The following is a 26,248-nucleotide window of genomic DNA, read 5'->3' as shown; positions in this document are numbered from 1 at the left end:
TCAGTCGCCCTGCTGCAGCACGCCGAGGAAGTCGGCCGCCCAGGCGGCGACGTCGTGCTCGCGCACCCGGCGCCGCATCGACCGCATCCGCCGCCGCGACTCGGCGGGCGACGCCTCGACCGCGCGCATCACGGTGTCCTTGAATCCCTCGATGTCGTGCGGGTTGATGCCGTAGGCCGCCGTGAGCTCGTCGGCAGCCCCGGTGAACTCGCTGAGCACCAGTGCGCCGGTCTCGTCGAAGCGGCAGGCGACGTACTCCTTGGCGACCAGGTTCATGCCGTCTCGCAGCGAGGTCACCAGGAGCACGTCCGCGGCGAGGTAGAGGGCGGCCATCTCCTCGCGCGGGTAGGCGTGGTGCAGGTAGTGCACGGCCGGGTGCCCGAGCACGCTGTGGTCGCCGTTGATGCGGCCGACCGTGCCCTCGACCTCGTCGCGCAGCACCTGGTACTGCTCGACGCGCTCGCGGCTCGGGCTGGCCACCTGCACCAGCACGGCGGACGGCGGGCCGAGCCGTCGCTCGCGCAACAGCTCGCCGTAGGCCTTGAGCCGGTGCAGGATGCCCTTCGTGTAGTCGAGCCGGTCGACGCCGAGCAGGACGGTCTGCGGGTCGCCGAGGGCGGTCCTGATCTCCTTGGCCCGTGCCTGCACGTCGTCCCGGCGGGCGACCTCCTCGAGGCTCGCTGCGTCGATGGAGATGGGGAACGTCCCGGCACGGACCCGGCGGCTGCCTTCGGAGCCGGCCGTCACCCCGGCGCCCTTCGTGCTGCGGCCGGCCGCCCTCCTGGCGGCCCGCAGGAAGTTGGTGACGTCCTGCTGGCGCTGGAAGCCGACCAGGTCGGCACCCAGCAGCCCCTCGACGATCTCCGAGCGCCACGGCAGCTGCGCGAAGATCTCGTAGCCGGGGAACGGGATGTGGTTGAAGAAGCCGATCCGCAGGTCGGGTCGGGCCCGGCGCAGCATCGCGGGCACCAGCTGCAGCTGGTAGTCGTGCACCCAGACGGTCGCGGCGTCGGCGGCCTCGGCCGCGGCAGCCTCGGCGAACCGCTCGTTGACCACCAGGTAGGCCTTCCACCACTGCCGGTGGAAGACCGGCGGCGCGATCACGTCGTGATAGAGCGGCCACAGGGTGGCGTTGGAGAAGCCGGCGTAGTAGTCCGCGACCTCGCTCTCGGAGAGGCCGACCGGCACGAGGTGCATGCCGTCGGCGTCGAACGGGTCGTCGGCTTCGCCCGGCGCGCCCGACCACCCGACCCAGGCACCGTCGCCGGCCCGCATGACCGGCTCGAGGGCCGCGACCAGCCCACCCGGGCTGGGCCGCCAGTGGACGTCGCCGTCCAGCTCCTCCACCCGGTCGACGGGCAGGCGGTTGGCAACCACGACGAAGTCATGCATATCCCCCTCACCCTACGGTCACCCCGCTCCAAGCCGGGGTGACCGTCGGCGCCGAATGCATCCACGCTCGGCCCGCGCAACTGCGCGGGGAGGCCGGAGCTCACGACGATCAGGCCGCGGACGCTCAGTAGCCGCCGCCGACGCCCGTGTCGTCGTCATCCGTGGTCGTGATCTTCGAGCCGGAAGGGGAGATGACCCACCAGAGCCCGCCGGAGAGGTTCGTGCCCTGACCGGTCGCCTTGCCGGGCCCGGAGTCCGCGGCGTAGGTGTAGGCCGGCCACCCGTCGACCGTCAGCTGGGTGGTGCCGTCGTCGCGGGTGATGGTCGACAGCTCCGCCGTCACGTCCGCCGCGTGGCTCACGGTGCCGGACGCCTCGGCGACCGGCCAGTACTCCAGGCAGCTGCCCGTGCAGGTCGACGTGCCCGGCGAGTCGGCGTCGAACACGTACAGCGTCATGCCGTTCGCGTCCACCAGGACGTCGCCGTACTCCGTGTCGCCGGTCCGGACGGTCTGCCCGCCGCCGGCCTTCTGTGCGGCCTGGGTCGAGGCGGAGGGGCTGTCGGCGTCGTCCGAGCCGCCGTAGCCCGACCCGCCGCCGCACGCGGCGAGCAGGAGCCCGGCAGCGAGTACGCCAGCTGCCCCGGCGAGCCGGCTGCCTGACCTCGAGACGTGGATCGACATGGTGTTCTCCGTTCGCTGGACTGTGTCGTCCAGGTACACGGAGCGACCACCGTGGGTGGTTCATCCGCCGCCGCCGTCGTCATCACGATCAGGCCAGGATCTCGACCGACTCCGGTCCGGGCTCGGGCTCCCGGCGGGTCGAGCGCCGTCGGTGGCGCAGGCTGTCGAAGGTGAGCAGGGCGAGGGCGGCCCAGATCAGCGTGAAGCCGGCGAGGCGCGACGCGGGCATCGGCTCCTGGTAGAGCAGCACGCCGAGGAGGAACTGCAGGACCGGCGTCAGGTACTGCAGCAGGCCCAGGATGCTCAGCGGGACCCGTCGGGCGGCTGCCGCGAAGAAGATCAGCGGCACCGCGGTCACCACTCCAGCGGACGCGAGCAGCAGCCCGTGCCCGACCCCGGAGTGCCCCAGCTGACCGTCGCCGCGCAGCTCCAGCGCGACCAGGAAGCCCAGCGCCGGCAGCGCGATGACGGCGGTCTCGACGGTCAGCGACTCCAGGGCGCCGACGTATGGGCCGACCTGCTTCTTCAGCAGGCCGTACGTCGCGAACGACCCGGCCAGTCCCAGCGCGATCCACGGCGGCCGGCCGTATTCGACGGTCAGCACCACCACCGCGGCCGCACCGACCGCGACCGCCGCCCACTGCAGCCGGCGCAGCCGCTCGTGCAGGACCAGCACGCCGAGCAGGACCGTCACGACCGGGTTGACGAAGTAGCCCAGCGACGTCTCGACGACGTGCTCGTTGTTGACGCCCCAGATGTAGAGCGCCCAGTTGGCGGCGATCAGGACGGCCGCCAGCGACAGCCTGACCATGGTGGCCCGGTCGGCGAGCAGGGGCTGGACCCACTCCCACCGGCGGCGGACGGTCAGGACGACGAGCACGAAGACCAGGGACCAGACGACCCGGTGGGCCATGATCTCCACCGCCCCGGCCGGCTCGAGCAGCGGCCAGTAGAGCGGGAAGAGCCCCCAGATCAGGTAGCAGGCGACGCCGTAGAGGAGCCCCCGCCGAGCCTCCGTGCGGGGCTCGTCGGTCAGGACACGGTCCAGGTGTCCGAGCCGGCCAGCAGCGAAGCCAGGGCGTCGTCCCCGCTGCCCGGGGTGGTGCCGGGCTGCTGGCTGCGCTCGATCTGCTCGCGCATCAGGTCGTCGTAGACCGGCCGGTCGATGTCCCGGAAGACGCCGATCGGGGTGCGGGCCAGCGAGATGTCCGCCAGCCGGCTCAGGTCGAACGCGTGGGACGGGTCGTCGGCGTGCGCGTCGTGCACGACGAGCTCGGCCGGGTCGACCGAGGCGACGTCCACGACCTTGAGCGCCTGGTCGTGGTCACGGACGACGCCCTGGCCGCTGTCGGCGCCCCAGGTGATGGGCTGCCCGTGCTCGAGCCGGATGGTGAAGTCGTCGCGGGTGCCTGGGTCCTTGAGCGGCTCGAAGGCGTTGTCGTTGAAGATGTTGCAGTTCTGGTAGATCTCGACCAGCGCCGTGCCGCGGTGCGCCGCTGCCGCCTGCAGGACCGACGTCAGGTGCTTGCGGTCCGAGTCGATCGAGCGGGCCACGAAGGACGCCTCGGCCCCGAGTGCGAGCGACACCGGGTTGAAGGGCGAGTCCAGCGAGCCCATCGGCGTGGACTTGGTGATCTTGCCGAGCTCGGAGGTGGGGGAGTACTGACCCTTGGTGAGGCCGTAGATCCGGTTGTTGAACAGCAGGATCTTCAGGTTCACGTTGCGGCGCAGCGCGTGGATCAGGTGGTTGCCGCCGATGGACAGCGCGTCGCCGTCACCGGTCACCACCCACACGGACAGGTCGGGCCGCGACGCCGCCAGGCCGGTTGCGATCGCCGGCGCGCGGCCGTGGATCGAGTGCATCCCGAAGGTGTCCATGTAGTACGGGAAGCGCGACGAGCAGCCGATCCCCGACACGAAGACGATGTTCTCGCGCGCCAGGCCGAGCGTCGGCATGAACGACTGGACGGCCGCGAGGATCGCGTAGTCGCCGCAGCCCGGGCACCAGCGGACCTCCTGGTCGGTCTTGAAGTCCTTGGCCGACTGCTTCTCGGGAGCCTTGGGCACCAGCGACAGCGACGGGTAGGGCTGGTTCGGAACGGCGCTCACTGAAGGTCCTCGATCACGTTGGTGATGACGGTCGCGAGCTCCTCCGCCTTGAAGGGCAGCCCACGGATCTGGTTGTAGCCGATGGCGTCGACGAGGTACTTGGCGCGGACCAGCATTGCCAGCTGGCCGCCGAAGCCGTAGCCGAGGTTCATCTCCGGGACGAGCACCTTGTCGTAGCGGCGCAGAACCTCGCCCAGGTCGGCCGGGAAAGGGTTGAGGTGGCGCAGGTGCGTCTGGGCGACCACGCCGCCGGCGCTGCGCACCCGTCGGCAGGCGGCGCCGATCGGGCCGTACGTCGACCCCCAGCCCAGGACGAGCACCCGGGCGTGCCCCGACGGGTCCTCGACCTCGAGCGGCGGGATCGTCGCGGCCACCGCCTCGACCTTGGCCTGCCGGGTGCGGACCATGAAGTCGTGGTTGGCCGGGTCGTAGGAGATGTTGCCGGTGATGTCGGCCTTCTCGATGCCGCCGATCCGGTGCTCCAGCCCGGCGGTGCCCGGGACGGCCCACGGCCGGGCCAGCGTCTCCGGGTCGCGCAGGTAGGGCTGGAAGACCGGCTGGCCGTCCTCCTCGCCGTTGGGCTCGGTCGCGAAGGCCACCCGCAGGTCGGGCAGCTCGTCGACGGTCGGGACCAGCCACGGCTCGGAGCCGTTGGCGAGGTAGCCGTCGGAGAGCAGGATGACCGGCACCCGGAAGGCGGTCGCGATCCGGGCCGCCTCCAGGGCGGTGTCGAAGCAGTCGGCGGGCGAGCGCGGCGCCACGATCGGCACCGGTGCCTCGCCGTTGCGGCCGAACATCGCCTGCAGCAGGTCGGCCTGCTCGGTCTTGGTCGGCATGCCGGTCGACGGACCGGCGCGCTGCACGTCGACGACGATCAGCGGCAGCTCCAGCGACACGCCGAGCCCGATCGTCTCGGCCTTCAGGGCCAGCCCGGGGCCCGAGGTCGAGGTGACCGCGAGCGAGCCGCCGTACGCCGCGCCCAGCGCCGCACCGACGGCCGCGATCTCGTCCTCGGCCTGGAAGGTCCGCACGCCGAACCGCTTGTGCTTGCTCAGCTCGTGCAGGATGTCGGAGGCCGGGGTGATCGGGTAGGAGCCCAGGAAGAGCGGCAGTCCGGTGCGCTGCGAGGCGGCGACCAGCCCGTAGGACAGGGCGAGGTTGCCGGAGATGTTGCGGTAGGTCCCGGTCGGCAGCCGGGCCGGCTTGATCTCGTACGACACCGAGAAGTCCTCGGTCGTCTCGCCGAAGGACCAGCCCGCCTCGAAGGCGGTGAGGTTGGCCTGCATGATCGCCTCGTTGCGGGCGAACTTGGCCTTGAGGAACCGCACGGTGCCCTCGGTCGGGCGGTTGTAGAGCCAGGAGAGCAGGCCCAGCGCGAACATGTTCTTGGCGCGCTCGGCCTCCTTCTTGGTGATGTCGAAGCCCTTGAGCGCCTCGACCGTCATCGAGGTCAGCGCGATCGGGTGCACGTTGTAGGCCTCGAGGGAGCCGTCCTCGAGCGGGTTGGCGGCGTAGCCGACGCGGGTCAGGTTGCGGCCGGTGAACTCGTCGGTGTTGACGATCACGTCGGCGCCCCGGGCGAGGTCGCCGAGGTTGGCCTTGAGGGCCGCCGGGTTCATCGCGACCAGCACGTCCGGCCGGTCCCCCGGCGTCATGATGTCGTGGTCGGCGAAGTGCAGCTGGAAGGCCGAGACGCCGGGCAGGGTCCCGGCCGGCGCCCGGATCTCGGCGGGGAAATCGGGCAGCGTCGACAGGTCGTTGCCGAACGACGCGGTCTCCGTCGTGAAGCGGTCGCCGGTCAGCTGCATCCCGTCACCGGAGTCGCCCGCGAACCGGATGATCACCCGGTCGCGCTGCTCCACGTGCTTCGCTGGTGGCACGCCTCCCAGGTTACGTCAGCGTAGGTTGCAACGCCCCCTAGACTCCGGCTTGCGCCGAGATCGACGAGCGAGATCGAGGAGGCAGCAGCGGTGGACGGCTTCTACGGCGGCTACGCCCTGGTCGGGCTGGTCCTGCTGGTCGGCGTGGTCTTCGTGACCGTCGCGTTCACGGCCAACCGACTGCTGGCGCCGTCGGTGCCGGGCGTCGGCAAGTCCCTGACCTACGAGTGCGGGGTCGACCCGGTCGGCGAGGGCTGGGCGCAGAGCCACGTGCGCTACTACGTCTACGCCTACCTCTACGTGATCTTCGCCGTCGACGCGGTCTACCTCTTCCCGTGGGCGACGATCTTCGCCGCGCCGGGCTACGGCGTCACGACGCTGGTGGAGATGTTCGTCTTCATCGGGTTCCTCGCAGTCGGCCTGCTCTACGCCTGGCGCAAGGGGGTGCTGACGTGGTCGTGAGCGGCGCCGTCGACCTGCCGTCGCCATCAGTCGGCCCCCCGTCGGTCGGGGCGCTGCAGCGGGCGGCCCCGGAGCCGATGCGGCTGGTCCTCAACTGGGGGCGCCGCTACAGCTTGTGGGTGTTCAACTTCGGCCTGGCCTGCTGCGCGATCGAGTTCATCGCCTCGTCGATGTCCCGCCACGACTTCATCCGCCTCGGCGTGATCCCGTTCGCCCCGGGGCCGCGGCAGGCCGACCTGATGGTCGTCAGCGGCACCGTCACCGACAAAATGGCGCCCGCCGTGAAGCGGCTGTACGACCAGATGCCCGAGCCCAAGTACGTCATCTCCTTCGGGGCGTGCTCCAACTCGGGCGGGCCCTACTGGGACTCCTACTGCGTGACCAAGGGCGTCGACCAGATCGTCCCGGTCGACGTCTACGTGCCTGGCTGCCCGCCCCGCCCGGAAGCGCTGCTGCAGGGCATCCTCAAGCTGCAGGAGAAGATCGCCGGCGAGTCCCTCGCCGACCGCTACCACCCCACCCCGGTGCGCGGCCCGATCACCACCGTCCCGGTCGGTGACGAGTGAGCATCCCCGCCGAGGTGGACGTCGCGCCGGAGGCGTGGGTGGCCGAGGTCACGGCGGCCCGTGACCGCGGGTTCGACTACTTCGACTGGCTCACCGCGGTCGACCAGCTCGACGACACCGACGCGCCCGGCTTCGACGTGGTGACCCACCTGTGGTGCCTGGAGCGGCGCGAGCACCTGCTGCTGCGGACCCGGGTGCCCTCGGCCGAGCCGGTCCTCCCGACGGTGACCGGTGTCTTCGCCGGCGCGGCCTGGCACGAGCGTGAGACCTACGAGATGTTCGGCATCGACTTCGCCGGCCACGTCGACCTCCGGCCGCTGCTGCTGCCCGACGGCTTCGAGGGGCACCCGCTGCGCAAGGACTTCGTGCTCGCCGCGCGGGCGGCCAAGGCCTGGCCGGGAGCCAAGGAGCCGGGTGAGTCCGACGCCGACGCCCACGGCGGTGCGTCGCCCGGACGGCGCAAGACCCGGCCCCCCGGCGTGCCCGACCCCGCGGTGTGGGGACCTCGCCCGGACGGGCTGCCGGACGTACCCGCCGAGCCGTCGGACGAGGGGGCGGACGGGGCGTGACCGAGGCGCTCGAGGTGGTGCTGCGCATCGTGCTGGTGCTCGGCGCGTTCCTCGTGCTGCCGCTGCTCGTCGGGCAGACCGAGCACAAGGCGATGGCCCACATGCAGAGCCGGCTCGGGCCGATGTACGCCGGCGGGTTCCACGGCTGGGCCCAGCTGGTCGCGGACGGCGTGAAGTTCGCCCAGAAGGAGGACGTGGTCCCGGCGGCGGCGGACCGCACCGTCTTCAAGCTCGCGCCGGCGGTCGCGCTGATCCCCTACCTGGTGGTCCTGGTCGCGATCCCGGTCGGGCCGGACTGGGTCGGGCACGACCTCGACGCCGGCCTCTTCTTCGTCCTCGCCGTGATGGGCATCGGCGTCCTCGGCTCGCTGATGGCCGGCTGGGCGAGCGCCAACAAGTTCTCGCTGCTCGGCGGCCTCCGCTCGGCCGCCCAGCTGATGGCCTACGAGCTGCCGTTCATCCTGGCCGCGGCGTCGGTCGCGATGGCCGCGGGCACCCTGTCGCTGCCCGCGATCGTCGAGGCGTGGGAGCCGTGGTGGCTGGTCTGGCAGCTGCCGGGTGCGGTCGTGTTCTTCGTGGCCGGGCTGGCCGAGCTGCAGCGCCCGCCGTTCGACATGCCGGTCGCCGACTCGGAGATCATCTTCGGCGCCTACACGGAGTACACCGGCCTGCGCTTCGCGCTGTTCCTGCTCGCGGAGTACGCCGGCATCGTCGTGCTGTCGGCGCTCACGACGGTGCTCTTCCTGGGCGGCTGGCGGGGCCCGTTCGTCGACGAGCTGCCGGCGCTCGGTGTCGTGTGGACGCTGGTCAAGACGATGGCACTGGCCTTCGTGGTGATCTGGCTGCGGGTCGCCTACCCGCGGCTGCGTGAGGACCAGCTGCAGCGGCTGGCCTGGCAGGGACTCGTGCCGCTGGCGCTGGGCCAGCTGGCTCTCACGGGGGTGGTGGCGGTGGTGGTCGCGTGAAGATCCCGGGTGCAGGGCTCGCCAAGGGCCTCGCCGTCACGATGCGGACGATGACCCGCCGCTCGGTCACCGGGCAGTACCCGGACGTCAAGCCGGAGCTGCCGCCGCGAAGCCGCGGGGTGATCGCCCTGCTCGAGGAGAACTGCACGGTCTGCATGCTGTGCGCCCGTGAGTGCCCCGACTGGTGCATCTACATCGACTCGCACAAGGAGACGATCCCTGCGCCGCCGGGTGGCCGCGAGCGGCAGCGCAACGTCCTCGACCGCTTCGACATCGACTTCTCGCTGTGCATGTACTGCGGCATCTGCATCGAGGCCTGCCCCTTCGACGCGCTGTTCTGGTCCCCGGAGTTCGAGTACGCCGAGCTCGACATCCGCGACCTCACCCACGGCAAGGAGCGGCTCGGCGAGTGGATGGCGACCGTCCCGCCGCCACCCGCGCACGACGACAGCGGCGTACGCCCCAAGGAGCTGGAGTCGGCTGCCGCGGCGCTGGCCAAGACGGCGGCCGGAGCCGGGCCGGAGCGACCGTCCCGGCACGGTCGTGAGGCCGAGGCAGCCGCGCCGGCTCCGGCCGAGCCCGTGGAGCCGGCTCCGGCCGAGCCCGTCACGCCCGAGGTCGCGGCGCCGGAGGCGCCGCCGACCGGCCGGCGCTCGCTGGGTGGGGTGGTCTGGGCGCCCGAGGAGGACGAGCGGTGACGCTGGTCGAGGCGCTGTTCGGCCTGCTCGGTGTCGTCGCGCTGGGGTCTGCGCTGCTGGTGGTCACCACCCGGCAGCTGGTGCACGCCGCCCTGTGGCTGGTCGTGTGCCTCGGCGCGATCGCCGGCTGCTACCTGCTGCTGTCCGCCGAGCTGGTCGCCTGGGTGCAGGTGCTGATCTACGTCGGCGCCGTCGTCGTGCTGCTGCTGTTCGGCCTGATGCTGACCCGGGCGCCGATCGGGGTCTCGGCCGACCTCGACGCGCCACCGATGCAGCGGGTCGCGGCCGCTGTGGTGGCGCTCGGCCTGGCGGGGATCGTCGTCGTCTCGTCGGTCGACGCCTTTCGGGGCGAGCGGATCGAGCTGTCGTCCGACGACGTCGGCGGCTCGTCGGCGGCGGCCGGCGAGGCGGTCTTCCGCAGCTGGGTGCTGCCCTTCGAGGTGCTCTCCGTGCTGCTGCTGGCGGCGCTCGTCGGGGCGATCGTGCTGTCGCGCCGGGACATCGGCGCGGCGGACCCCTCCGGCGGCGGCCACGGGGACGGGCGCTGATGCCGCTGCTGTTGCCGGTCGTGCTCGCCGGCCTGCTCTTCTCCATCGGGGTCTACGGCGTGCTGGCCCGCCGCAACGCGATCCTCGTGCTGATGTCGGTCGAGCTGATGCTCAACGCGGTCAACATCAATCTGGTGGCATTCGACGTCTGGCTGCGCGACGAGCTGCTGGCCGGCCAGGTCTTCACGCTGTTCGTCATCACCATCGCCGCCGCCGAGGTCGGTCTCGGCCTGGCGATCGTGCTGCTGGTCTTCCGGCAACGCGAGACGTCGTCCCTCGACCAGCTCACCGAGCTGCGCGAGCCCGAGCCGGAGGCCGTCGCCGCGACCGACGCAGAGCCGGTGCAGGAGAAGGCGTCGTGATCCCGGCCTATCTCGCCCTGGGCGCGCCTTTCCTGGCTGCCGTCGTCGGGTTGCTCGGCGGGCGCACCTGGCCGCGGCTGGTGGTGCCGGTCGCGGTGGCCGGTGCCTCGGTGGCCTTCCTCTCTGCGCTCCTGCTCGCCGGCCGCTCCCTCGCGGGCGACCTCTACGAGAGCGCCCGGCTGGCGGACGTGCCCACCGGCGGACCGCCGATCGGCGTCGACCTCCGCGTCGACGGGCTGGCCGCGGTGGTCTCGGTCGCCGTCTGCGCCGTGGCGCTGGCCGTGCAGGTCTACTCGATCGGCTACCTCAAGGGCGACCCCCGCTACTCGTCGTACGCCGCGCTGGTCTCGCTGTTCACCGCCGCCATGCTGCTCGTGGTCTTCGCCGACGACCTGATGGTGCTGCTGGTCGGCTGGGAGGTGATGGGCGTCTGCTCCTACTTCCTGATCGGCCACCACTGGGAGCAGGAGGGCTCGCGCGCGTCGGCCGTCAAGGCGTTCGTGACGACACGGCTCGGCGACGTCGGCTTCCTCTTCGGCATCTTCCTGGTCGGCACCACCGTCGGCTCCTTCAGCATGGACGCCGCCGTCACCACCGCAGCCGTCGAGAACGGTCGCGTTGACCTGCCCGGCACCCTGTCCACCGACGTCTGGTCGGGCCACACCGCGACGATCGCCACCCTGCTGCTGCTGTGCGGGGTCGTCGGCAAGTCGGCGCAGTTCCCGCTGCACACCTGGCTGCCCGACGCGATGGCCGGCCCGACGCCGATCAGCGCGCTGATCCACGCCGCCACCATGGTCGCCGCGGGCATCTACCTGGTCGCGCGACTGTTCGACGTCTTCCTGCTGGCCCCGGCCACCCTCGCGGTGATGGCGGTGATCGCCTGCATCACGATGCTCGGCGGGGCGATGGCGGCGCTCGGCCAGGACGACATCAAACGGGTGCTCGCCTACTCGACGGTGAGCCAGCTGGCCTACATGCTCGCGGCGCTCTCCGTCGGCTCGGCCGTGGCCGCCGAGTTCCACCTGCTCACCCACGCCGCGTTCAAGGCGCTGCTCTTCCTGGCCGCCGGCGCGGTCATCCACGCGGTCGGCACCAACCTGATGCCGGACATGGGCGGGCTGCGCCGGCTGATGCCGGTCACCTTTCTGACCATGACGCTCGGGCTCGCTGCCCTCGCCGGCGTCCCGCCCCTGGCCGGGTTCTTCTCCAAGGAGGCGGTGCTCGGCGCGGCCGAGGAGACCGCCGTCCACCACGAGGGCCCGGCTTACGCGTGGACCGGCTGGCTGGTCCTCGTCGTGGGTCTGCTGACCGTCGCGGTGACCGCGGCGTACGTCGCCCGGCTCTGGCTGATGACGTTCTTCGACCGGCCGCGCAGCCCCGTCGCCGCGCACGAGTCGTCGCCGGTGATGCGCTGGCCGCTGGTGCTGCTCGCCGTGCCGACGGTGCTGCTCGGGCTGGTCGGCCTGCGCGACGAGTGGCTCCCGGACTGGGCGGCGACGACTGTCTCGGCCCTGGGCAGCACCCCGTCGCTCGTGACCGAGCAGCCGGACATCGCGCAGGAGACTCTGCACGTCGGACCGGTCACCTCGGCCCTGTCGGTGGCGCTCGCCGTCATCGGCGCCTTCGCGGTCTGGCTGGTGTGGCGGCGCGCGCCCGCAGCCGACCCCACCGCGCAGCTGCGTCAGCGCCGCGCCTTCGAGCACGCCTTCTTCGTGGACGACTTCTACGACCGGGCGTTCGTGCAGCCGGTCCGGGTCGCCACCCGCGCCGTCGGGTGGGCCGACGACGCCGTCGTCGGCGAGGCGGTGCGCGACACCGGCCAGGGCACCGGCCGGCTCTCCGAGTGGGTCAGCCGGGCCCAGGGCAGCACCGTGCAGGCCTACCTGACGGGGCTGCTGGCGGGCGTGCTCCTGCTCGTGGCCGGGGTGGTGACCTTCGCGTCGTGACCGACCTGCTGCTGCCCCTGCTCCTCGCCTTGCCCGCTGCCGGCGCGCTGGGGCTGCTCGTCGCACCGCCGCGCCGCGCGGAGCGGCTCGCCGTGCGCTTCGGGCTCGCGGTGACCACCGCGACCTTCGCCGTCGCCGGCTGGGCGGTCGCCGCCGACGCGGCCACCGATGTGGAGTGGGTGCCGACACTCGGCCTGCGTCTCCACCTCGGCGTCGACGGCGTCTCCTCGCCGTTGTTGCTCCTCACCTGCGGCCTGACCGCGCTCTGCACCGCCTACCTGCTGCGCGTACGCCCCGAGGCCGGTCGGCTGCGTGCCCTGGTCGGGCTGATCCTGCTGCTCGAGGTCGGCATGGTCGGCACCTTCGTCGCCCTCGACCTGCTGCTGTTCTTCGTCTTCTTCGAGGTCGTCCTGGTGCCGATGTGGTTCGTCATCGCGCAGTGGGGCGACGACTCGGTGCCCGGCGACCGGCGGCGCGCCGCCAACCTGTTCATCCTCTACACGCTGCTCGGCAGCGTCGTCATGCTCGTCGGCATCCTGCTCGTCGGCAGCCAGGCCGGCACCTTCGACATGGTCGAGCTCGCCGACCGCCAGGGCGCCGACATGTCACGCGGCATCCAGGTGCTCGCCTTCCTCGCGCTGGGCCTCGGCTTCGCCGTCAAGACACCGATGTGGCCGCTGCACACCTGGCTCCCCGACGCCCACACAGCGGCGCCGACGGTCGGCTCGGTGCTGCTGGCCGGCGTGCTGCTGAAGATGGGCACCTACGGGTTCGTCCGGGTCGCGCTGCCGGTCGCCCCCGAGGGGGCCGAGGTGGTGGCGCCCTTCCTCGGCGCCCTGGCGGTCGTCGGCATCGTCTACGGCTCACTGGCCTGCCTGGCCCAGACCGACCTCAAGCGGCTGATCGCGTTCTCCTCGGTCAGCCACATGGGCTTCGTGCTGCTCGGCATCTCGACGTTGACGCCGGTCGGCGTCAACGGTGCGCTCTACGCCAACATCGCGCACGGCCTGATCACCGGTCTGCTCTTCTTCCTCGTCGGTGCGATCAAGGACCGGCACCACACGGCGTCCATCGCGGTGCTCGGCGGCGGGCTGTACGAGCGGATGCCGCGGCTCGGCGGCCTGCTCGCCTTCGCGGCCGTCGCGAGCCTGGGCCTGCCCGGGCTGGCCGGTTTCTGGGGCGAGATGCTGGTGCTGCTCGGCGCGTTCGACCCTGCGACCGAGCTCAACCGGCCCTACTACCTCGTCCTGATGGCGCTCGCCGGCCTGGGTGTCGTCCTCACGACGACGTACTTCGCGTCGATGCTGCGCCGGGTCGCGCAGGGCACGAGCTACCAGGCCTGGCGCGACGCCGTGCTGATGCGTGACGCGAGCCGGTTCGAGCTGCTGGTCTGGGCGCCGGTCGTGGCGCTGGTGCTCGTGCTGGGGCTGTGGCCGGGCTGGCTGCTGGACGCCAGCGACCCGGTGGTCCAGACGCTGCTCTCAGCCCAGCGGGTGATCGTCGGTTGAGCGTCGTCCAGGACATCGACTACCTCGCCGTCGCGCCGCCGCTGGTGGTGGCGCTGGTGGCGGTGGCGGTCGTCGTCGTCGACGCCCTGCTCCCGGCGGCCCGGCGCGCCGTCACCGGCTGGCTGGCGTTGGGCGGGCTGGTCGTCGCCGGCGCGTTGCTGGTCCCGCTCGCAGGTGACCGCCGCGAGACCTTCTGCGTCGGCGGCGGCGGGCTGGTGCTGCCGTCCTGCTCGTACGTCGTCGAGGACCTCACCCTCGTCTTCCAGGCGCTCGTCGTGGCCGGTGCGGCAGTCGTCGTGCTGCTGTCGATCGACACGGTGCGCGACGACCGGCTGCCGTCCGGCGAGTACTTCTTCCTGCTGCTCGCCTCGGTGACCGGCGCCCTCACCCTGGCGGCGGCCCGCGACCTGCTCACCCTCGTCGTGGCACTGGAGGTGGTGTCGCTGCCCGCGTTCGCCCTCGTGGCGCTGCGCCGCGACGACCCTCGGGCGGGCGAGGCGGCGCTGAAGCTGTTCTTGGTCTCCGTCGTGTCGACCGCGGTGATGCTCTTCGGTCTGAGCCTGGTCTACGGCGTCACCGGCCACGTGCACCTCGACCGCATCGCCACCGCGCTCGACGTGCCCGGCGACCGGACCGCGGTGCTCGTGCTCGGCGTGACGCTGTCTTTGGCCGGCTTCGGCTTCAAGGTGGCCGCGGTGCCGTTCCACTTCTGGGCGCCGGACGTCTACCAGGGGGCGGCCGTCCCGGTGGCGGCGTTCCTGTCCGTCGTCTCCAAGGCGGCCGGCTTCGTCGGCCTCGCGGTGCTGCTGACTGAGGGCTTCGCGCCCTACGCCGACGTCTGGGGACCGACGATCGCCGTCGTCGCTGCGCTCACGATGACTGTCGGCAACCTCGCGGCGCTGCGCCAACGTCACGCCGTGCGCCTCCTCGCGTGGTCGTCGGTGGCGCAGTCCGGCTACATGCTCGTCCCGCTCGGTGCGGCGACCGTCGGCGAGGTCGACGCGGTGCTGCCCGCGACCGTCGCCTACGTCCTCGCGTACGGCGTCATGAACCTCGGCGCGTTCAGCATCGTCACGCTGGTCGGCCGGCACCGGCCAGCCAACGATCTCGAGGACTACCGCGGGCTGGCCCGCACCGAGCCGCTGTCGGCCTTCGCCCTTGCGTTCTCCCTCGCCTGCCTGGCCGGGCTGCCGCCGGGCCTGCTCGGACTGTTCGCCAAGGTGGTCGTCTTCCAGGCGCCGGTCGACTCCGGGGCCGGCTGGCTGGCCCTGGTGATGGCGGTCAACGTGGTGGTCGGGCTCTTCTACTACCTGGCATGGGCGGCGCTGATCTACGCGCGCCCCGCGGGCGACCCGGCGCAGGGCCCGCCGTCGTACCGCATCTCGTGGTCCGACGGTGTGGCCATCGGGATGACCCTCGGTGCAGCAGTCCTGCTCTCGGTGCTGCCGGACACCATCCTGCGGTTCGGGTGACCGGGACTCTCGGCGACTGGGGCTCTCGGCGACGTCCACAGATCCGCCGCAGGGCTAGTGGCGGCGACCGGACACCTGGTAGTATTCGAACATACGTTCGAGTTATGCGGGCGGTGGGTGGGGTGACCGAGGCGGCGGGGTCAGCCGGTGCCCTGGCGCTGGCCGAGCCGGCCTGGTGGCCGCCCGACTGGGCGCTGGCGCCGGAGCCGGTGCTTCCCGCGGACCCGTTCGAGGGCTGGGAGCCGGTGCTGCCCGAGGAGCCGGCCGGTCTGTGGGACCACCTGGCCGAGGTCCCGGACGACCGCGATCTGATCGACGGCGTCGACCGGGCCGACCTCGACCGTCTCCGGCGCCTCGACCATCTCCTGCGCCTCGACCGTGTGCGGGTCGCCGACCAAGCGGCGGCCGTCGACCGGGTCGAGACCGCGGACCGGGTCGCGACCGGGGACCGGTTCGCGAGGGCCGAGGGGGAGGTGTGCGCGGATCCGGCGGTGATGGTGGCGCGGGTGGCTGAGGGCGTCGACGTTCATGGTGAGCCGGTCGGCCTGGTGGCGGCGGTCACCGTGCTGGCCGGGATCGACCCGCAGGTGCTGGACGGCGCGGCGAGGGTGGACTTGATCCGCGGCTGGGAGCGGGTGCTGGCGATGGTGGCCGGCGAGCAGCAGCGTGCCCTCGCGTCGGTGGCGGAGGCGACCGCGTCCTTCGGGCTGCCCGGCATCGAGGCCCGCCACGAGGTCGGGGCTGCGCTGCGACTCGCGCCGGGCACCGCGGCGGAGCGCACCGAGGTCGCGCTGGCGTTGACCGAGCGGCTCGGTGACACGCTGGCCGCGCTGGCCCGCGGGGAGGTGTCTGGCGGTAGGCGGCCGACCTGGCGGTTGCGGTGCGCGAGCTGCCCGACCCGCTGGCCGCCGCCGTGCAGGCCCGGGTGCTGCCCACGATGGCCGACCGCACCGCCGCCGAGTCCCGCCGCGCGGTGCAGGCCGCGGTCGTCACCGTCGACCCGGACGGCGCTGCCCAGCGCGCTGCGCAGGCCGCCAGGGGCCGCCGGATCGACCGCCTCGGGCAACCCGACTCGATGGCCTCCTGGGCGATGTCCATGCCGGCGCACCTCGAGGGCGACATGTGGGCCGAGGTGACCCGCCGGGCCCGGGCATCCAGGGCCGCCCTGCGCGCCGCCGGCGACGACGTCGGCACCGGCCTGGACACCCTGCGCGTCGACTCGGTGATCGACGCCCTGCTCGGCCCCGGTGCCGCCGCCCGCCTCATCCGCCAGCTCGAGACCGACGAGGGACAGACCAGATTCGATGCTGCGGTCCGCGACGGCTCCGCCGGTGACGGGGCGACGGTGGACGCGGCGGTGCTGGAGCTGCTGCGGGCCAGCGTGGGCGGTCGGTCGTCCCGGTACCTGCCGCGGTGCTCGTGCGGCGGCAAGCAGGTCGCCGCGGTCGTGCTGGATCTGCCCACCGCCCTCGGGCTGGCCGCCAACCCCGGCGTGATCCCCGGCTACGGCGCCGTCCCGGCCGGGCTGGCCCGGGCGATGGCCGCCGACCGGGACTGGGTCCGCTGGACCACCGACCCCGGCACCCGCCAGGTCATCGACCGCGGCGCGCGAACCTACCGGCCCTGCGCGGACATGACCGCCTTCCTCGCCGCCCGGGACCGGGTCTGCGGCTTCCCCGGCTGCTCACGCCGGGCCCAGGACTGCGACTGGGACCACGTCGTCAACTTCGGCCGGCCCGACGGGCGGACCGTCGCGATCAACCTCGGCCCCCTGTGCCGCCAGCACCACAACGCCAAGACCCACGGCCGCTGGACGCTGCGCTACCACCCCGACACCGGCCTCAAGACCTGGACCAGCCCGCTGGGCCGCACCTACACCACCGGAACCGACCCACCGCTCAGCTGACGCGCAGCACCCGCTCACCTGACGACGGCGGCGGCTTGCCGCTCACCTGATCTCGGCTTGACCGGTGCGGGGAGCTGACTGCTCACCGGACCGGCGCCTGCCCGCCGTGAGCACGCGTTCACGTGCGTGCGGCGGGAGATGGGACGATCGGGTCCCGGGAACGGCGCGCTCCTGGGAGGCGTTGACCGGTCGGAGACCCGACCCCTGCGGAGGAACACGTGCACCGCCACGCGAACGGCGTCAAGACCGCCGTCCTGCTCGCACTCATGTCCGGCTTGATCCTGCTCGTCGGGCAGTGGCTCGGCGGCACTGCGGGGCTGACGATCGCGTTCGTGATCGCCTTGGTCACCAACGGCATCGCCTACTTCTACAGCGACAAGATGGCGCTGCGGTCGATGCGGGCCCGCCCGGTCAGTGAGGCTGAGCAGCCCGCGATGTACCGCATCGTCCGCGAGCTGTCGACCGCCGCCCGCCAGCCGATGCCCCGCCTCTACGTCTCGCCCACCAACGCGCCCAACGCGTTCGCGACCGGGCGCAACCCCCGCAACGCTGCGGTCTGCTGCACGGAGGGGATCCTCGGCCTGCTCGACGAGCGCGAGCTGCGAGGCGTGCTCGGCCACGAGCTGGCCCACGTCTACAACCGCGACATCCTGATCAGCTCTGTGGCTGCCGGGCTGGCCAGCGTGATCATGTACCTCGGCTACATCGCCTGGCTGGTGCCGATCGGCCGCAGCAGCGACGACGACGGTCCCGGCCCGCTGGGCGCCCTCGCGGTGCTGATCCTCGGCCCGGTCGCGGCCGGCCTGATCCAGATGGCGATCAGCCGGTCCCGCGAGTACCAGGCCGACGCCTCGGGCGCCCAGGTGACCGGCGACCCGCTCGCCCTGGCGAGCGCGCTGCGCAAGCTGGAGATGGGCACCCGTGCCCTGCCGCTGCCGCCCGAGCCGAACCTGCAGACCACCAGCTCCCTGATGATCGCCAACCCGTTCCGCCGCGAGGGCATGTCGAGCTTGTTCTCGACCCACCCGCCGATGGCCGAGCGGATCGCCCGCCTCGAGCAGATGGCCGGCTACCAGCGCTGACGTCAGTCGGTGAGCACCCCGACGTGCCCGCCCGACCCGGCGCCGCCGGCCCACCTGACCGACCAGGTGCCGGTGCCAGAGGTGTCCTCGTAAGCGCCGGAACCGTCCACGACGGTCCAGTCGGAGGTCACGCGGAACGGGTTGCCGAACGACGAAGGCGATGCGTGCAGCAGCCAGTTCGGGTTGGGGCCGCACAGCAGGGCGTCGTCGTGCGCGATGACCAGCTCGCCGCTCCCGTCCACCAGCGTCACGACCTCCACGGTGTCGTAGAGCGCGCACCCCTGGTCGAGCAGCAGCCGCTGGTCGGTCGGGTACTCCACCCGGCTGACAGCGGCCCGACCATCGAAGGTGCCGATGCCGCAGACGTAGTAGACGGTGCGGTCACAGTCCACGCCTTGGGCCTGCAGCAGGCCGTTGACGAACGCGAACTCCGACGTGACGGTGGCCGCCGACGCAGTCGACGGCGTGCCGACCAGGAGTCCGAGGACCAGCGCACCGGGAAGGAAGAGCCAACGATTCATGCCGTCCCCCTGACGAAGAGTCGATGTAGGGACGACGCCCTCGGGCGGTCGATGGTTCGCCGGCTCTTACCTCATCGGTAGTTGACGAACTGCACCGCGAAGTCGAGGTCGGCGCCCTTGACCATCGCCTGGACCGCCTGCAGGTCGTCGCGGCTCTTCGACGACACCCGCAGCTCGTCGCCCTGGATCTGCGCCTTGACCGACTTCGGGCCCTCGTCGCGGATCAGCTTCGAGACCTTCTTGGCGTTCTCCGACGAGATGCCCTGCTCGATCTCGCAGACCAGGTAGTACTCCTTGCCCGACAGTGTCGGGTCGCCCTTCTTCAGCGACTTCAGCGAGATGCCGCGTTTGATGAGCTTGGTCTCGAAGACGTCGAGGATGGCCTTGACCCGCTCCTCGCTGTTCGCCTCCATCCGGATCGCCTCGCCGGACCACTTGATCGACGCCCCGACGTTCTTGAAGTCGAAGCGCTGCGAGATCTCCTTGGCGGTCTGGTTCAGGGCGTTGTCGACCTCCTGGTGGTCGACCTTGCTCACGATGTCGAAGGACGAGTCAGCCATGCGCGGCACGGTATACGACGCGGTCAGCCCAGGTCCGGGCCGACGGCCTCACCGGCCTGGGCCTCTCCACCGTGCGCGGGCTCCTTCAGCTCGACGAAGACGGTGTGGGTCGGGCTGTCTCCGGTGTTCTCCCCGCTGTGCTGCTGCGCGGGCAGCCAGGTCGCGAGCCCGGCCGGGACCTCGACGTCGCGGGTCCCACCCTCGTGGTGCAGGCGGCGCCGGAACGACGACAGGGTGACCATCACGCTGTCGGGGTGGCCGTGCGGGCTGGTGCGTGCTCCGGGGGAGTCGACGTACTCCAGGACGCGCACCCGGTCGTTCTCGAACACGACGCGGTACTTGTCCGGGTCGGTGACGACCGGGTCCTGCTCGACCTCGTCGCTCATGGGAGCAGTGTCGACCAGCAGACCTCGCCGGCGCGAGTGCCTGTCGCCCGGCCAGCCCCTAGACCAGCCGGCGCGACGTCGCCCATCGGGTCAGCTCGTGCCGGTTGGACAGCTGCAGCTTTCGCAGCACAGCGGACACGTGGGTCTCGACGGTCTTGACCGAGATGAACAGCGCCTTGCCCACCTCCTTGTAGGTGTAGCCGCGCGCGATCAGCCGCAGCACCTCGCGCTCGCGCTGCGAGAGCCGGTCGAGGTCCTCGTCGACGGTGGCGACGTCGGTCGTGGCAGCGAAGGCGTCGAGCACGAACCCGGCGAGCCGGGGCGAGAACACGGCGTCCCCGTCGGCGACCCGGCGCACGGCACCGGCCAGCTCCGGCCCGGTGATCGACTTGGTGACGTACCCGCGGGCGCCGCCGCGGATCACGGAAATGACGTCCTCCGGGGCGTCGGACACGGAGAGGGCGAGGAACCGTACGTCCGGCAGCTCGGCGACCAGCGCCGCCAGGACGGCCCGCCCGCCGCCACCGGGCAGGTGGACGTCCAGGAGCACCACGTCGGGCCGGGTCGCCCTGATGACGGTGATCGCCTGGTCGGCGTCCTCGGCCTCCCCGACGACCTCGACGGCGTCGCCCAGCTCGGCCCGCACGCCGCTGCGGAACATCCGGTGGTCGTCGACGAGCACCACCCGGACGGCGGTGTGGTCGGTCATGACGGGCTCCTGTCACGCGGCATCTCTAGCTGCACCTCTGTCCCCTCGCCCGGCTCCGAGGTCACGATCGCGCGGCCACCGTGCCGGGCCATCCTGCCCACGACCGACTGGCGCAGGCCGAGTCGGTCCCCAGGGACCGTGTCCGGGTCGAAGCCCGGTCCACGGTCGCGGACGAACACGGTGACCTGCTCGGGCTCGACCTCGGCGTACAGCGAGACCGGCGCACCCTTCGCGTACTTCGCCGCGTTGACCATCGCCTCGCGGGCCGCGTCCCGCACCGCGACCAGCCGGTCGTCGAGCGGGCAGTCGCCGACGACCACGACCTCGATCGCGACCCCGTGGGCGTCCTCGACCTCGGCGGCCGCCGCCTCGAGGGTCGCGCCGAGCTGCGTGGAGCCGCCCGGTCCACCGACCGGCCGGTAGAGCCAGCCGCGCAGCTCCCGCTCCTGCGAGCGGGCCAGCCGGGCGACCTCGCGCGGGTCGTCGACGTGACGCTGGATCAGCGTCAGCGTGTGCAGCACCGAGTCGTGCACGTGGGCGGCCACCTCGGCGCGCTCCTGCTCGCGGATCCGGGCACTGCGCTCGGCGCTGAGCTCGCGCGCCATCCGCAACCACCACGGACCGCTCACCAGGGCGATCCCGACAGCCACCACGGCGGCGGCGACCAGTCCCCCGACCGCCCCGCCGCCGTTGGCCGGGCCGGCCAGGATCGCGGCCGCCCCCAGCAGCACCAGCGCAAGCCCCACCCCGGCCCGGAGCATGCCCGGCCCCTGGGAGGTCGCCGTCGCCTGCCGCCAGCGCTCGCGGGCGTCGTCGTCGGCCTGCCGCCACAGGATCGCGACGCCGAGGCACACCGTCACGAGGGGCACCGTGAGACCCGGGTTCAGCCCGATGCCCAGGGCGGTGAGCAGCAGCACCAGGCCGACGGCCAGCGAGCCCAGCGCCAACAGCATGGTGAGGTCCCGGCCGCGCTCGCGCGGCTGCCCGGCCGGCTCGTACGGGCTCTGCGGGGCGAAGACCCAGAACAGCCCGTAGGCGACCACGCCGGCCCCACTGGCGGCGGTGAGCACCACGAAGGCGATGCGCACCCACAGCACGTCGACGCCGAGGTGGTCGGCCAGGCCCTTGGCCACGCCGGCCAGCACCCGGCCGTCCGAGCTGCGGTACATCCGCCGCACCGGCAGGTCGCCGGGCAGCACGGGTGCCGCGATCGGCTCGGCGGGCTCACTCACTCCCCGATCCTCCTACGCGCGCGCGCGAGGCGCATCAGGGTCGCCGCCGGAGCCGGCGGTCAGGGTCCGCTCAGGGTGCGTCCAGGGGCGTCACCTGATGCGGCGCAGGCCGGCCGTGGACACGATTGGGCCCATGAGCACAGACGAGACCACCGCTCCTCCTCAGGGCCCGCCTCCCGGTTACGCCTCCGGCGCCGGCGCCCTCCCGCCGATCGCGACGCTGCGCCGCAGCCGCACCGACCGCAAGCTGGCCGGCGTCGCCGGCGGGCTCGGCCGGTACGCCGGCGTGGACCCGTTGATCCTGCGGATCCTCTTCGTGGTGCTGACCATCTTCGGCGGCTCGGGCATCCTGCTGTACGTCGCCGGCTGGCTCCTCATCGCCGACGACGGCGAGGAGGAGTCGCAGGCCCAGCGGATCGTCCGCGGCCACACCGACGGCTCGACCGTGTCCACGGTCGTCTTCGGCAGCGTCGTGCTCATCCTGGGGCTGGTATTCATGGGCGCGGTGCTCGACACCGGCCCCGGCCTCGGGGGGCTCGGCGCGCTGGTCGTCGTCGCGGTCATCGTGCTGCTCCTGTTGCGCAACGGGCAGCGGCCGGCCGCGGGAACACCCGGCCAGGTGCCGTACGGCCCGGTGCCCCCACCGGTCCCAGCCACCGGGCCGGGCGCCTTCGGGCAGACCACCGGCACCGCCTACACCGCGCCGACCGTCCCCGTGCCGCCCGGCCCGACCGCGCCCGTGCCGCCCGGCGCCGCCGTACCGCCGCCTCCGCCAGTGCCACCCCGGCCGCCGCAGCCACCGCGCGAGCGCTCGGTCCTCGGCGTCGTGACGTTCTGCTCGGTGTTGGTCGTCGTCGGCCTGATGCTGCTGTGGAACGTGGCGAACGACGGGTCCGCGGACGACTTCCGGGCGGTCGCGGTCTTCGGGACGGCCCTCGGGGTCACGGCGATCGGCCTGCTGGTCGGCGCCGTCGTGGGCCGGGCCCGCGGCTTGATCGTGCTCGGGGTCCTGCTGGCGCTCGCGACCACCGTGGCCGCGGCCACCGACCAGCGCCTCTCCGGCGGCGTCGGCGAGCGGGACTGGACCCCTCAGACGGCCGCCGCGGCCGAGAGGCCGCACCGGCTCGGCATAGGGGACGCGCTGCTCGACCTCACTCAGGTTCCACCGGGCAGCACGGTCGACACTGACGTCCGAGTCGGTGTCGGGAGCCTGACGGTGCTCGTTCCGTCGGACGCCGAGGTGACGGTCGACGCGGAGGTGGGCGCCGGCCACGCGATGGTCTTCGACCAGGAGGACGACGGGACGGACGTGGACGTGACAGCCAGCACCGAGCCCCGCGGTGGGCCGAGCGGCACCGTCATCAAGGTCGACGCCGAGGTCGGCCTCGGAGAGGTCAGGGTGGAGCAGCGATGAAGCGTCACGAGCTGGACTGGGTGTCCCTGATCGCCGGCGTGGTCTTCCTGCTGGTGGCAGTGACGCACCTGATCGGTGCCGCCGCGGGCGACGATCCCGACCTGCGGTGGCTGCTCCCGGCGATGCTGGTCGGGATCGGCCTGGCCGGCCTGACCGGTGCGCTGCGCAGCAGCCGGCCGCGTCCGGTGCCGGTCGGAGCAGGGCCGAGCACCCACGCCCCGAGCACCCACGCCCCGAGGAACGACGCCCCGAGGAACGACGCCCCGAGCGACGACGCCCCGAGCGCCCCGAGCGACGACACCCCGAGTGACGACACCCCGAGCGACGACACCGTGGTGCTCGAGGCGGACCGGGACCGACCGGACCCGAGGTGACCGCCGGTCCGGTTTGCCCGCCCCCCGGTGCCGTCGGATATTCTCGGCCACGCACGGCAGGTTGCCCGAGCGGCCAATGGGAGCGGACTGTAAATCCGTCGGCTTAGCCTACGAAGGTTCGAATCCTTCACCTGCCACCAGCCGAGAAGGGCCCCCTACCCCGGGAGGACACGGGTCGGGGGCCCTTTCTCGTCCCGGATCTCACCTGCTCGGTCGTGCGGAGAGGACTCGCGGCTCAGTGGTGGAAGCCGCTCGGCTGCTCCTCGTGCGGCATCGGGCCGCTGAGCCCGTCGAGCCACTCCACGGCGGTGACGAGGTCGCGCAGGAACAGGTCGGCCATGTCGTGGCTGAAGCCGTTGCGGACGACGACCCGCAGCACCGCGAGGTCCTCGCGGTTGGGCGGCATGGTGTACGCAGGCACCAGCCATCCGCGTTCGCGCAGCTTGCGGGACACGTCGTAGACGTCGTACTTCGTGACACCGGCGTTGATCGAGAAGCAGACGACCGGCAGGTCGCTCCCGTCGGTGATCACGTCGAACTCCGGCATCTTCTCCAGGCGCCGGGCGATGTGCAGCGCGACGTCCTGGCACGCCTGCTGGACCAGGCGGTACCCGTCCCTGCCGAGGCGCAGGAACTGGTAGTACTGCAGCAGCACCTGCGCGCCGGGCCGGGAGAAGTTCAGGGCGAAGGTCGGCATGTCGCCGCCGAGGTAGTTCACGTGGAAGACGAGGCCGTCGGGCAGGTGCTCGGTGTCCCGCCAGAGGACCCAGCCGACGCCCGGGTAGACCAGGCCGAACTTGTGCCCGGACGCCTGGATGGACACGACGCGGGGCAACCGGAAGTCCCAGACGACGTCGGGCTGCACGAAGGGCGCGATGAAGCCGCCGGACGCCGCGTCCACGTGGACCGGAACGGAGACCCCGCTGCTCGCCTCGTACTCGTCGAGCTTGGCGCAGATCGCCTCCACCGGCTCGTAGCTGCCGTCCATGGTCGACCCGAGGACGGCGACGACGCCGATCGTGTTCTCGTCGACGTACTCCAGCAGCCGGTCCTCGGTCAGGTGGAAGACGTCACCCTCGAGCGGAACGTAGCGCGGCTCGACGTCCCAGTAGTTGGCGAACTTCTCCCAGACCACCTGGACGTTGCCGCCCATGACGATGTTGGGCCGGTCCGTGGCCCGGCCCGCCGCCCGCCGGGCGTCCTGCCAGCGGCGCTTGAGCGCGAGGCCGGCGAGCATGCACCCCTCGGAGCTGCCCGTCGTCGACGTGCCGACGCTGTCGGCGACGTCGGCCGTGTGCCACAGGTCGGCGAGCATGCGCACGCAGCGCGCTTCGATCTCGGCCGTCTGCGGGTACTCGTCCTTGTCGACCATGTTCTTGTCGACGGTCGCCGCGTAGAGGCGGTCGGCCTCCTCGTCCATCCAGGTGGTGACGAAGGTGGCCAGGTTGAACCGGGCGTTGCCGTCCAGCATCACCTCGTCCATGACGATCTGGTACGCCGTCTGCGGGAGCATCTCGCTCTCTGGCAGCCGGTCCTTCGGCACCTGCAGCATCCCCGCCCGGGTGAACCGGGGGACCACCGTCAGGTCCTGCCCGGCGCCACTGTCCTTCTTCCAGACCGCCATGTCCGCCTCCAAGCCTGTGGCCCGGTCACGCTCCCAGCCGGAGGCGGCGTCGTCATCACCCGGTTCGGATGAGCCGCCGGCCGGTCGAGCGCGGTTTCGGGGCCCCCGGCGAGCATGTATCCTCGTCGGGCTCACGCCCCCTTAGCTCAGTCGGCAGAGCGTCTCCATGGTAAGGAGAAGGTCTACGGTTCGATTCCGTAAGGGGGCTCTGGACGGCAGCCCGCCTCGCACCCCGGTGTGCGGCGGCGGCCGACCCGGCGGAGTAGCTCAGCCTGGTAGAGCAAGCGGCTCATAATCGCTGTGTCGCCGGTTCAAGTCCGGCCTCCGCTACCGACGCCGCCCGGCGTCACCGCAGGACACCGCACGAACCTGCAAGACACGCAGGACACCGCAGGACACCGCAGGAAACCGCAGGACACCGCACGACCCGAACACCCGCAGCGACACGACTGCACCCGGCCCATCACGGGCCGCCCGACAAGGCTGGGAGAAGCCACCGTGGCCAAGCAGACCGACATCCGTCCGAAGATCACGCTGGCGTGCGTCGAGTGCAAGGAGCGCAACTACATCACGCGCAAGAACCGCCGCAACGACCCGGACCGGCTCGAGATCAAGAAGTACTGCCCGCGCGACCGCCGGCACACCCTGCACCGCGAGACCCGCTAGTCCGTCACGAGGTCACGGGCGCCAGGCCGTAGGGTCGCCGCCATGCCGATCGACCCGTCGTACGCCGGGCGGACCTACCCGCCGACCGAGCCCTACGCAGTCGGGATCGAGAAGATCCGCGAGTTCGCCGAGGCGATCGGCGACGCCAACCCGGCCTACCGCGACCGCGAGGCGGCCACGGCGCTCGGCCACCCCGACGTCATCGCACCGCCGACCTTCGCCTTCGTGCTGACCTTCCGAGCGACCCGGGTCCTGGTCGACGACCCCGAGCTGGGCATCGACTACAGCCGGGTCGTCCACGGCGACCAGCGCTTCGAGCACACCCGGCCGATCCACGCCGGCGACGCGCTGACTGTGACCGTCACGCTGGAGACCGTCCGCTCGGCCGGTGGTCACGACATGCTCACCTCGCGCAGCGACGTCGCGACCGTCGAGGGCGAGCACGTCGCCGCGGTCCGGTCCACGCTGGTCGTCCGGGGGGAGGGCTGATGGCCCCGTCCCCCGCCGAGGTCGAGGTCGGCACCACCGTCCCCGCGCAGACCTTCACCATCCGGCGCGCCGACCTGGTGCGCTACGCCGGCGCCTCCGGCGACTTCAACGTCATCCACTGGA

At 72.1% G+C, this 26,248-nt stretch carries 30 protein-coding genes and 3 tRNA genes; 20 read left to right on the top strand and 13 right to left on the bottom strand.

Annotated elements, in window-relative coordinates:
* The 5 genes from VK640_09885 to VK640_09865 all read right to left on the bottom strand — a co-directional run bounded on the left by VK640_09885 (window position 1) and on the right by VK640_09865 (window position 6,063).
* Window positions 1-1,392 carry a trehalose-6-phosphate synthase gene (locus VK640_09885; GenBank protein ID HTE73492.1) on the bottom strand — a complete coding sequence of 464 codons (1,392 nt, stop codon included), beginning with the start codon at window positions 1,390-1,392 and terminating at the stop codon, window positions 1-3.
* Between the two features lie 124 nt (window positions 1,393-1,516).
* On the bottom strand, window positions 1,517-2,074 hold the full coding sequence (locus VK640_09880) for a hypothetical protein (GenBank protein ID HTE73491.1): 558 nt from the start codon (window positions 2,072-2,074) through the stop codon (window positions 1,517-1,519).
* An 88-nt stretch (window positions 2,075-2,162) separates the two neighbouring features.
* Window positions 2,163-3,110 (bottom strand): EamA family transporter RarD, encoded by a 948-nt coding sequence (gene rarD / locus VK640_09875; GenBank protein HTE73490.1) that lies wholly within the window; start codon window positions 3,108-3,110, stop codon window positions 2,163-2,165.
* Entirely contained in the window at window positions 3,107-4,183 is a 1,077-nt protein-coding gene (locus VK640_09870) for a 2-oxoacid:ferredoxin oxidoreductase subunit beta (GenBank protein ID HTE73489.1), read from the bottom strand. The genes rarD and VK640_09870 overlap by 4 nt, the downstream gene beginning before the upstream one ends.
* A complete protein-coding gene (locus VK640_09865; protein ID HTE73488.1) occupies window positions 4,180-6,063 on the bottom strand; it encodes a 2-oxoacid:acceptor oxidoreductase subunit alpha in 1,884 nt (627 codons plus the stop codon). The genes VK640_09870 and VK640_09865 overlap by 4 nt, the downstream gene beginning before the upstream one ends.
* 90 nt (window positions 6,064-6,153) lie before the next feature.
* On the opposite strand from VK640_09865, the gene VK640_09860 reads away from it, so the two are divergent.
* Genes VK640_09860 through VK640_09815 form a run of 10 tightly spaced genes read left to right on the top strand, consistent with a single transcriptional unit; the run spans window position 6,154 to window position 15,162 of the window.
* Window positions 6,154-6,525 (top strand): NADH-quinone oxidoreductase subunit A, encoded by a 372-nt coding sequence (locus VK640_09860; GenBank protein HTE73487.1) that lies wholly within the window; start codon window positions 6,154-6,156, stop codon window positions 6,523-6,525.
* Window positions 6,522-7,091: an NADH-quinone oxidoreductase subunit B family protein gene (locus VK640_09855; protein HTE73486.1), complete on the top strand. Its 570-nt coding sequence runs from the start codon at window positions 6,522-6,524 to the stop codon at window positions 7,089-7,091. Before VK640_09860 ends, VK640_09855 begins: the two co-directional genes overlap by 4 nt.
* On the top strand, window positions 7,088-7,660 hold the full coding sequence (locus VK640_09850) for an NADH-quinone oxidoreductase subunit C (protein ID HTE73485.1): 573 nt from the start codon (window positions 7,088-7,090) through the stop codon (window positions 7,658-7,660). Before VK640_09855 ends, VK640_09850 begins: the two co-directional genes overlap by 4 nt.
* On the top strand, window positions 7,657-8,625 hold the full coding sequence (nuoH, locus tag VK640_09845) for an NADH-quinone oxidoreductase subunit NuoH (protein ID HTE73484.1): 969 nt from the start codon (window positions 7,657-7,659) through the stop codon (window positions 8,623-8,625). The genes VK640_09850 and nuoH overlap by 4 nt, the downstream gene beginning before the upstream one ends.
* Window positions 8,626-8,666: 41 nt before the next feature.
* Window positions 8,667-9,323 carry an NADH-quinone oxidoreductase subunit I gene (locus tag VK640_09840; protein HTE73483.1) on the top strand — a complete coding sequence of 219 codons (657 nt, stop codon included), beginning with the start codon at window positions 8,667-8,669 and terminating at the stop codon, window positions 9,321-9,323.
* A complete protein-coding gene (locus VK640_09835; GenBank protein ID HTE73482.1) occupies window positions 9,320-9,871 on the top strand; it encodes an NADH-quinone oxidoreductase subunit J in 552 nt (183 codons plus the stop codon). Before VK640_09840 ends, VK640_09835 begins: the two co-directional genes overlap by 4 nt.
* A complete protein-coding gene (gene nuoK / locus VK640_09830) occupies window positions 9,871-10,233 on the top strand; it encodes an NADH-quinone oxidoreductase subunit NuoK (protein ID HTE73481.1) in 363 nt (120 codons plus the stop codon). The genes VK640_09835 and nuoK overlap by 1 nt, the downstream gene beginning before the upstream one ends.
* Window positions 10,230-12,182 carry an NADH-quinone oxidoreductase subunit L gene (locus tag VK640_09825; GenBank protein ID HTE73480.1) on the top strand — a complete coding sequence of 651 codons (1,953 nt, stop codon included), beginning with the start codon at window positions 10,230-10,232 and terminating at the stop codon, window positions 12,180-12,182. The genes nuoK and VK640_09825 overlap by 4 nt, the downstream gene beginning before the upstream one ends.
* A complete protein-coding gene (locus tag VK640_09820; protein HTE73479.1) occupies window positions 12,179-13,690 on the top strand; it encodes an NADH-quinone oxidoreductase subunit M in 1,512 nt (503 codons plus the stop codon). Before VK640_09825 ends, VK640_09820 begins: the two co-directional genes overlap by 4 nt.
* Window positions 13,687-15,162: an NADH-quinone oxidoreductase subunit N gene (locus VK640_09815; protein HTE73478.1), complete on the top strand. Its 1,476-nt coding sequence runs from the start codon at window positions 13,687-13,689 to the stop codon at window positions 15,160-15,162. Before VK640_09820 ends, VK640_09815 begins: the two co-directional genes overlap by 4 nt.
* A gap of 140 nt (window positions 15,163-15,302) precedes the next feature.
* On the opposite strand, the gene VK640_09810 is transcribed toward VK640_09815, so the two are convergent.
* Window positions 15,303-15,692: a hypothetical protein gene (locus VK640_09810; GenBank protein ID HTE73477.1), complete on the bottom strand. Its 390-nt coding sequence runs from the start codon at window positions 15,690-15,692 to the stop codon at window positions 15,303-15,305.
* Window positions 15,689-15,982 (bottom strand): hypothetical protein, encoded by a 294-nt coding sequence (locus tag VK640_09805; GenBank protein HTE73476.1) that lies wholly within the window; start codon window positions 15,980-15,982, stop codon window positions 15,689-15,691. The genes VK640_09810 and VK640_09805 overlap by 4 nt, the downstream gene beginning before the upstream one ends.
* 60 nt (window positions 15,983-16,042) lie before the next feature.
* On the opposite strand from VK640_09805, the gene VK640_09800 reads away from it, so the two are divergent.
* The gene (locus tag VK640_09800; protein HTE73475.1) at window positions 16,043-17,068 is read left to right on the top strand and encodes an HNH endonuclease signature motif containing protein; all 1,026 of its coding nucleotides are present in this window, start codon (window positions 16,043-16,045) and stop codon (window positions 17,066-17,068) included.
* Window positions 17,069-17,286: 218 nt separating this feature from the next.
* Complete coding sequence (gene htpX / locus VK640_09795; protein HTE73474.1) at window positions 17,287-18,150, top strand: zinc metalloprotease HtpX; 864 nt, start codon at window positions 17,287-17,289, stop codon at window positions 18,148-18,150.
* A gap of 2 nt (window positions 18,151-18,152) precedes the next feature.
* Here the strand turns inward: htpX and VK640_09790 are convergent, their stop codons facing one another.
* From VK640_09790 to VK640_09770, 5 genes are all read right to left on the bottom strand, one after another.
* Complete coding sequence (locus VK640_09790; protein ID HTE73473.1) at window positions 18,153-18,671, bottom strand: hypothetical protein; 519 nt, start codon at window positions 18,669-18,671, stop codon at window positions 18,153-18,155.
* 71 nt (window positions 18,672-18,742) lie between these two features.
* Window positions 18,743-19,231 (bottom strand): YajQ family cyclic di-GMP-binding protein, encoded by a 489-nt coding sequence (locus VK640_09785; GenBank protein ID HTE73472.1) that lies wholly within the window; start codon window positions 19,229-19,231, stop codon window positions 18,743-18,745.
* A gap of 23 nt (window positions 19,232-19,254) precedes the next feature.
* Window positions 19,255-19,617 (bottom strand): cytoplasmic protein, encoded by a 363-nt coding sequence (locus VK640_09780; protein HTE73471.1) that lies wholly within the window; start codon window positions 19,615-19,617, stop codon window positions 19,255-19,257.
* Window positions 19,618-19,675: 58 nt separating this feature from the next.
* On the bottom strand, window positions 19,676-20,326 hold the full coding sequence (locus VK640_09775) for a response regulator transcription factor (GenBank protein HTE73470.1): 651 nt from the start codon (window positions 20,324-20,326) through the stop codon (window positions 19,676-19,678).
* The gene (locus VK640_09770) at window positions 20,323-21,558 is read right to left on the bottom strand and encodes a PspC domain-containing protein (GenBank protein HTE73469.1); all 1,236 of its coding nucleotides are present in this window, start codon (window positions 21,556-21,558) and stop codon (window positions 20,323-20,325) included. Before VK640_09770 ends, VK640_09775 begins: the two co-directional genes overlap by 4 nt.
* A 133-nt stretch (window positions 21,559-21,691) precedes the next feature.
* Between VK640_09770 and VK640_09765 the strand changes: the two genes are divergently transcribed.
* The 3 genes from VK640_09765 (at window position 21,692) to VK640_09755 (ending at window position 23,486) form a co-directional block, all read left to right on the top strand.
* Window positions 21,692-22,972 carry a PspC domain-containing protein gene (locus tag VK640_09765; protein HTE73468.1) on the top strand — a complete coding sequence of 427 codons (1,281 nt, stop codon included), beginning with the start codon at window positions 21,692-21,694 and terminating at the stop codon, window positions 22,970-22,972.
* Entirely contained in the window at window positions 22,969-23,346 is a 378-nt protein-coding gene (locus tag VK640_09760; GenBank protein ID HTE73467.1) for a hypothetical protein, read from the top strand. Before VK640_09765 ends, VK640_09760 begins: the two co-directional genes overlap by 4 nt.
* A 55-nt stretch (window positions 23,347-23,401) precedes the next feature.
* Window positions 23,402-23,486, top strand: a tRNA-Tyr gene (locus VK640_09755).
* Window positions 23,487-23,581: 95 nt separating this feature from the next.
* On the opposite strand, the gene VK640_09750 is transcribed toward VK640_09755, so the two are convergent.
* Window positions 23,582-24,970, bottom strand: coding sequence for a glutamate decarboxylase (locus VK640_09750; GenBank protein HTE73466.1), 1,389 nt, complete (start codon window positions 24,968-24,970; stop codon window positions 23,582-23,584).
* A 135-nt stretch (window positions 24,971-25,105) separates the two neighbouring features.
* Between VK640_09750 and VK640_09745 the strand changes: the two genes are divergently transcribed.
* From VK640_09745 to VK640_09725, 5 genes are all read left to right on the top strand, one after another.
* Window positions 25,106-25,178: transfer RNA gene (locus VK640_09745), tRNA-Thr, on the top strand.
* Window positions 25,179-25,226: 48 nt separating this feature from the next.
* Window positions 25,227-25,300: transfer RNA gene (locus VK640_09740), tRNA-Met, on the top strand.
* 168 nt (window positions 25,301-25,468) lie between these two features.
* Window positions 25,469-25,636 carry a 50S ribosomal protein L33 gene (rpmG, locus tag VK640_09735; protein ID HTE73465.1) on the top strand — a complete coding sequence of 56 codons (168 nt, stop codon included), beginning with the start codon at window positions 25,469-25,471 and terminating at the stop codon, window positions 25,634-25,636.
* Window positions 25,637-25,678: 42 nt separating this feature from the next.
* A complete protein-coding gene (locus VK640_09730; GenBank protein ID HTE73464.1) occupies window positions 25,679-26,125 on the top strand; it encodes a MaoC family dehydratase N-terminal domain-containing protein in 447 nt (148 codons plus the stop codon).
* Window positions 26,125-26,248, top strand: a 124-nt coding sequence (locus tag VK640_09725) for a dehydratase (protein ID HTE73463.1), incomplete at its 3' end; no start/stop codon positions are given. The genes VK640_09730 and VK640_09725, both read left to right, overlap by 1 nt.

The sequence above is a fragment of the Actinomycetes bacterium genome, assembly GCA_035489715.1.
GTDB lineage: Bacteria > Actinomycetota > Actinomycetes > JACCUZ01 > JACCUZ01 > DATHAP01.
The sequence above is the reverse complement of the archived record's forward strand: the minus strand, read 5'-3'. Positions and strand labels throughout refer to the sequence as shown.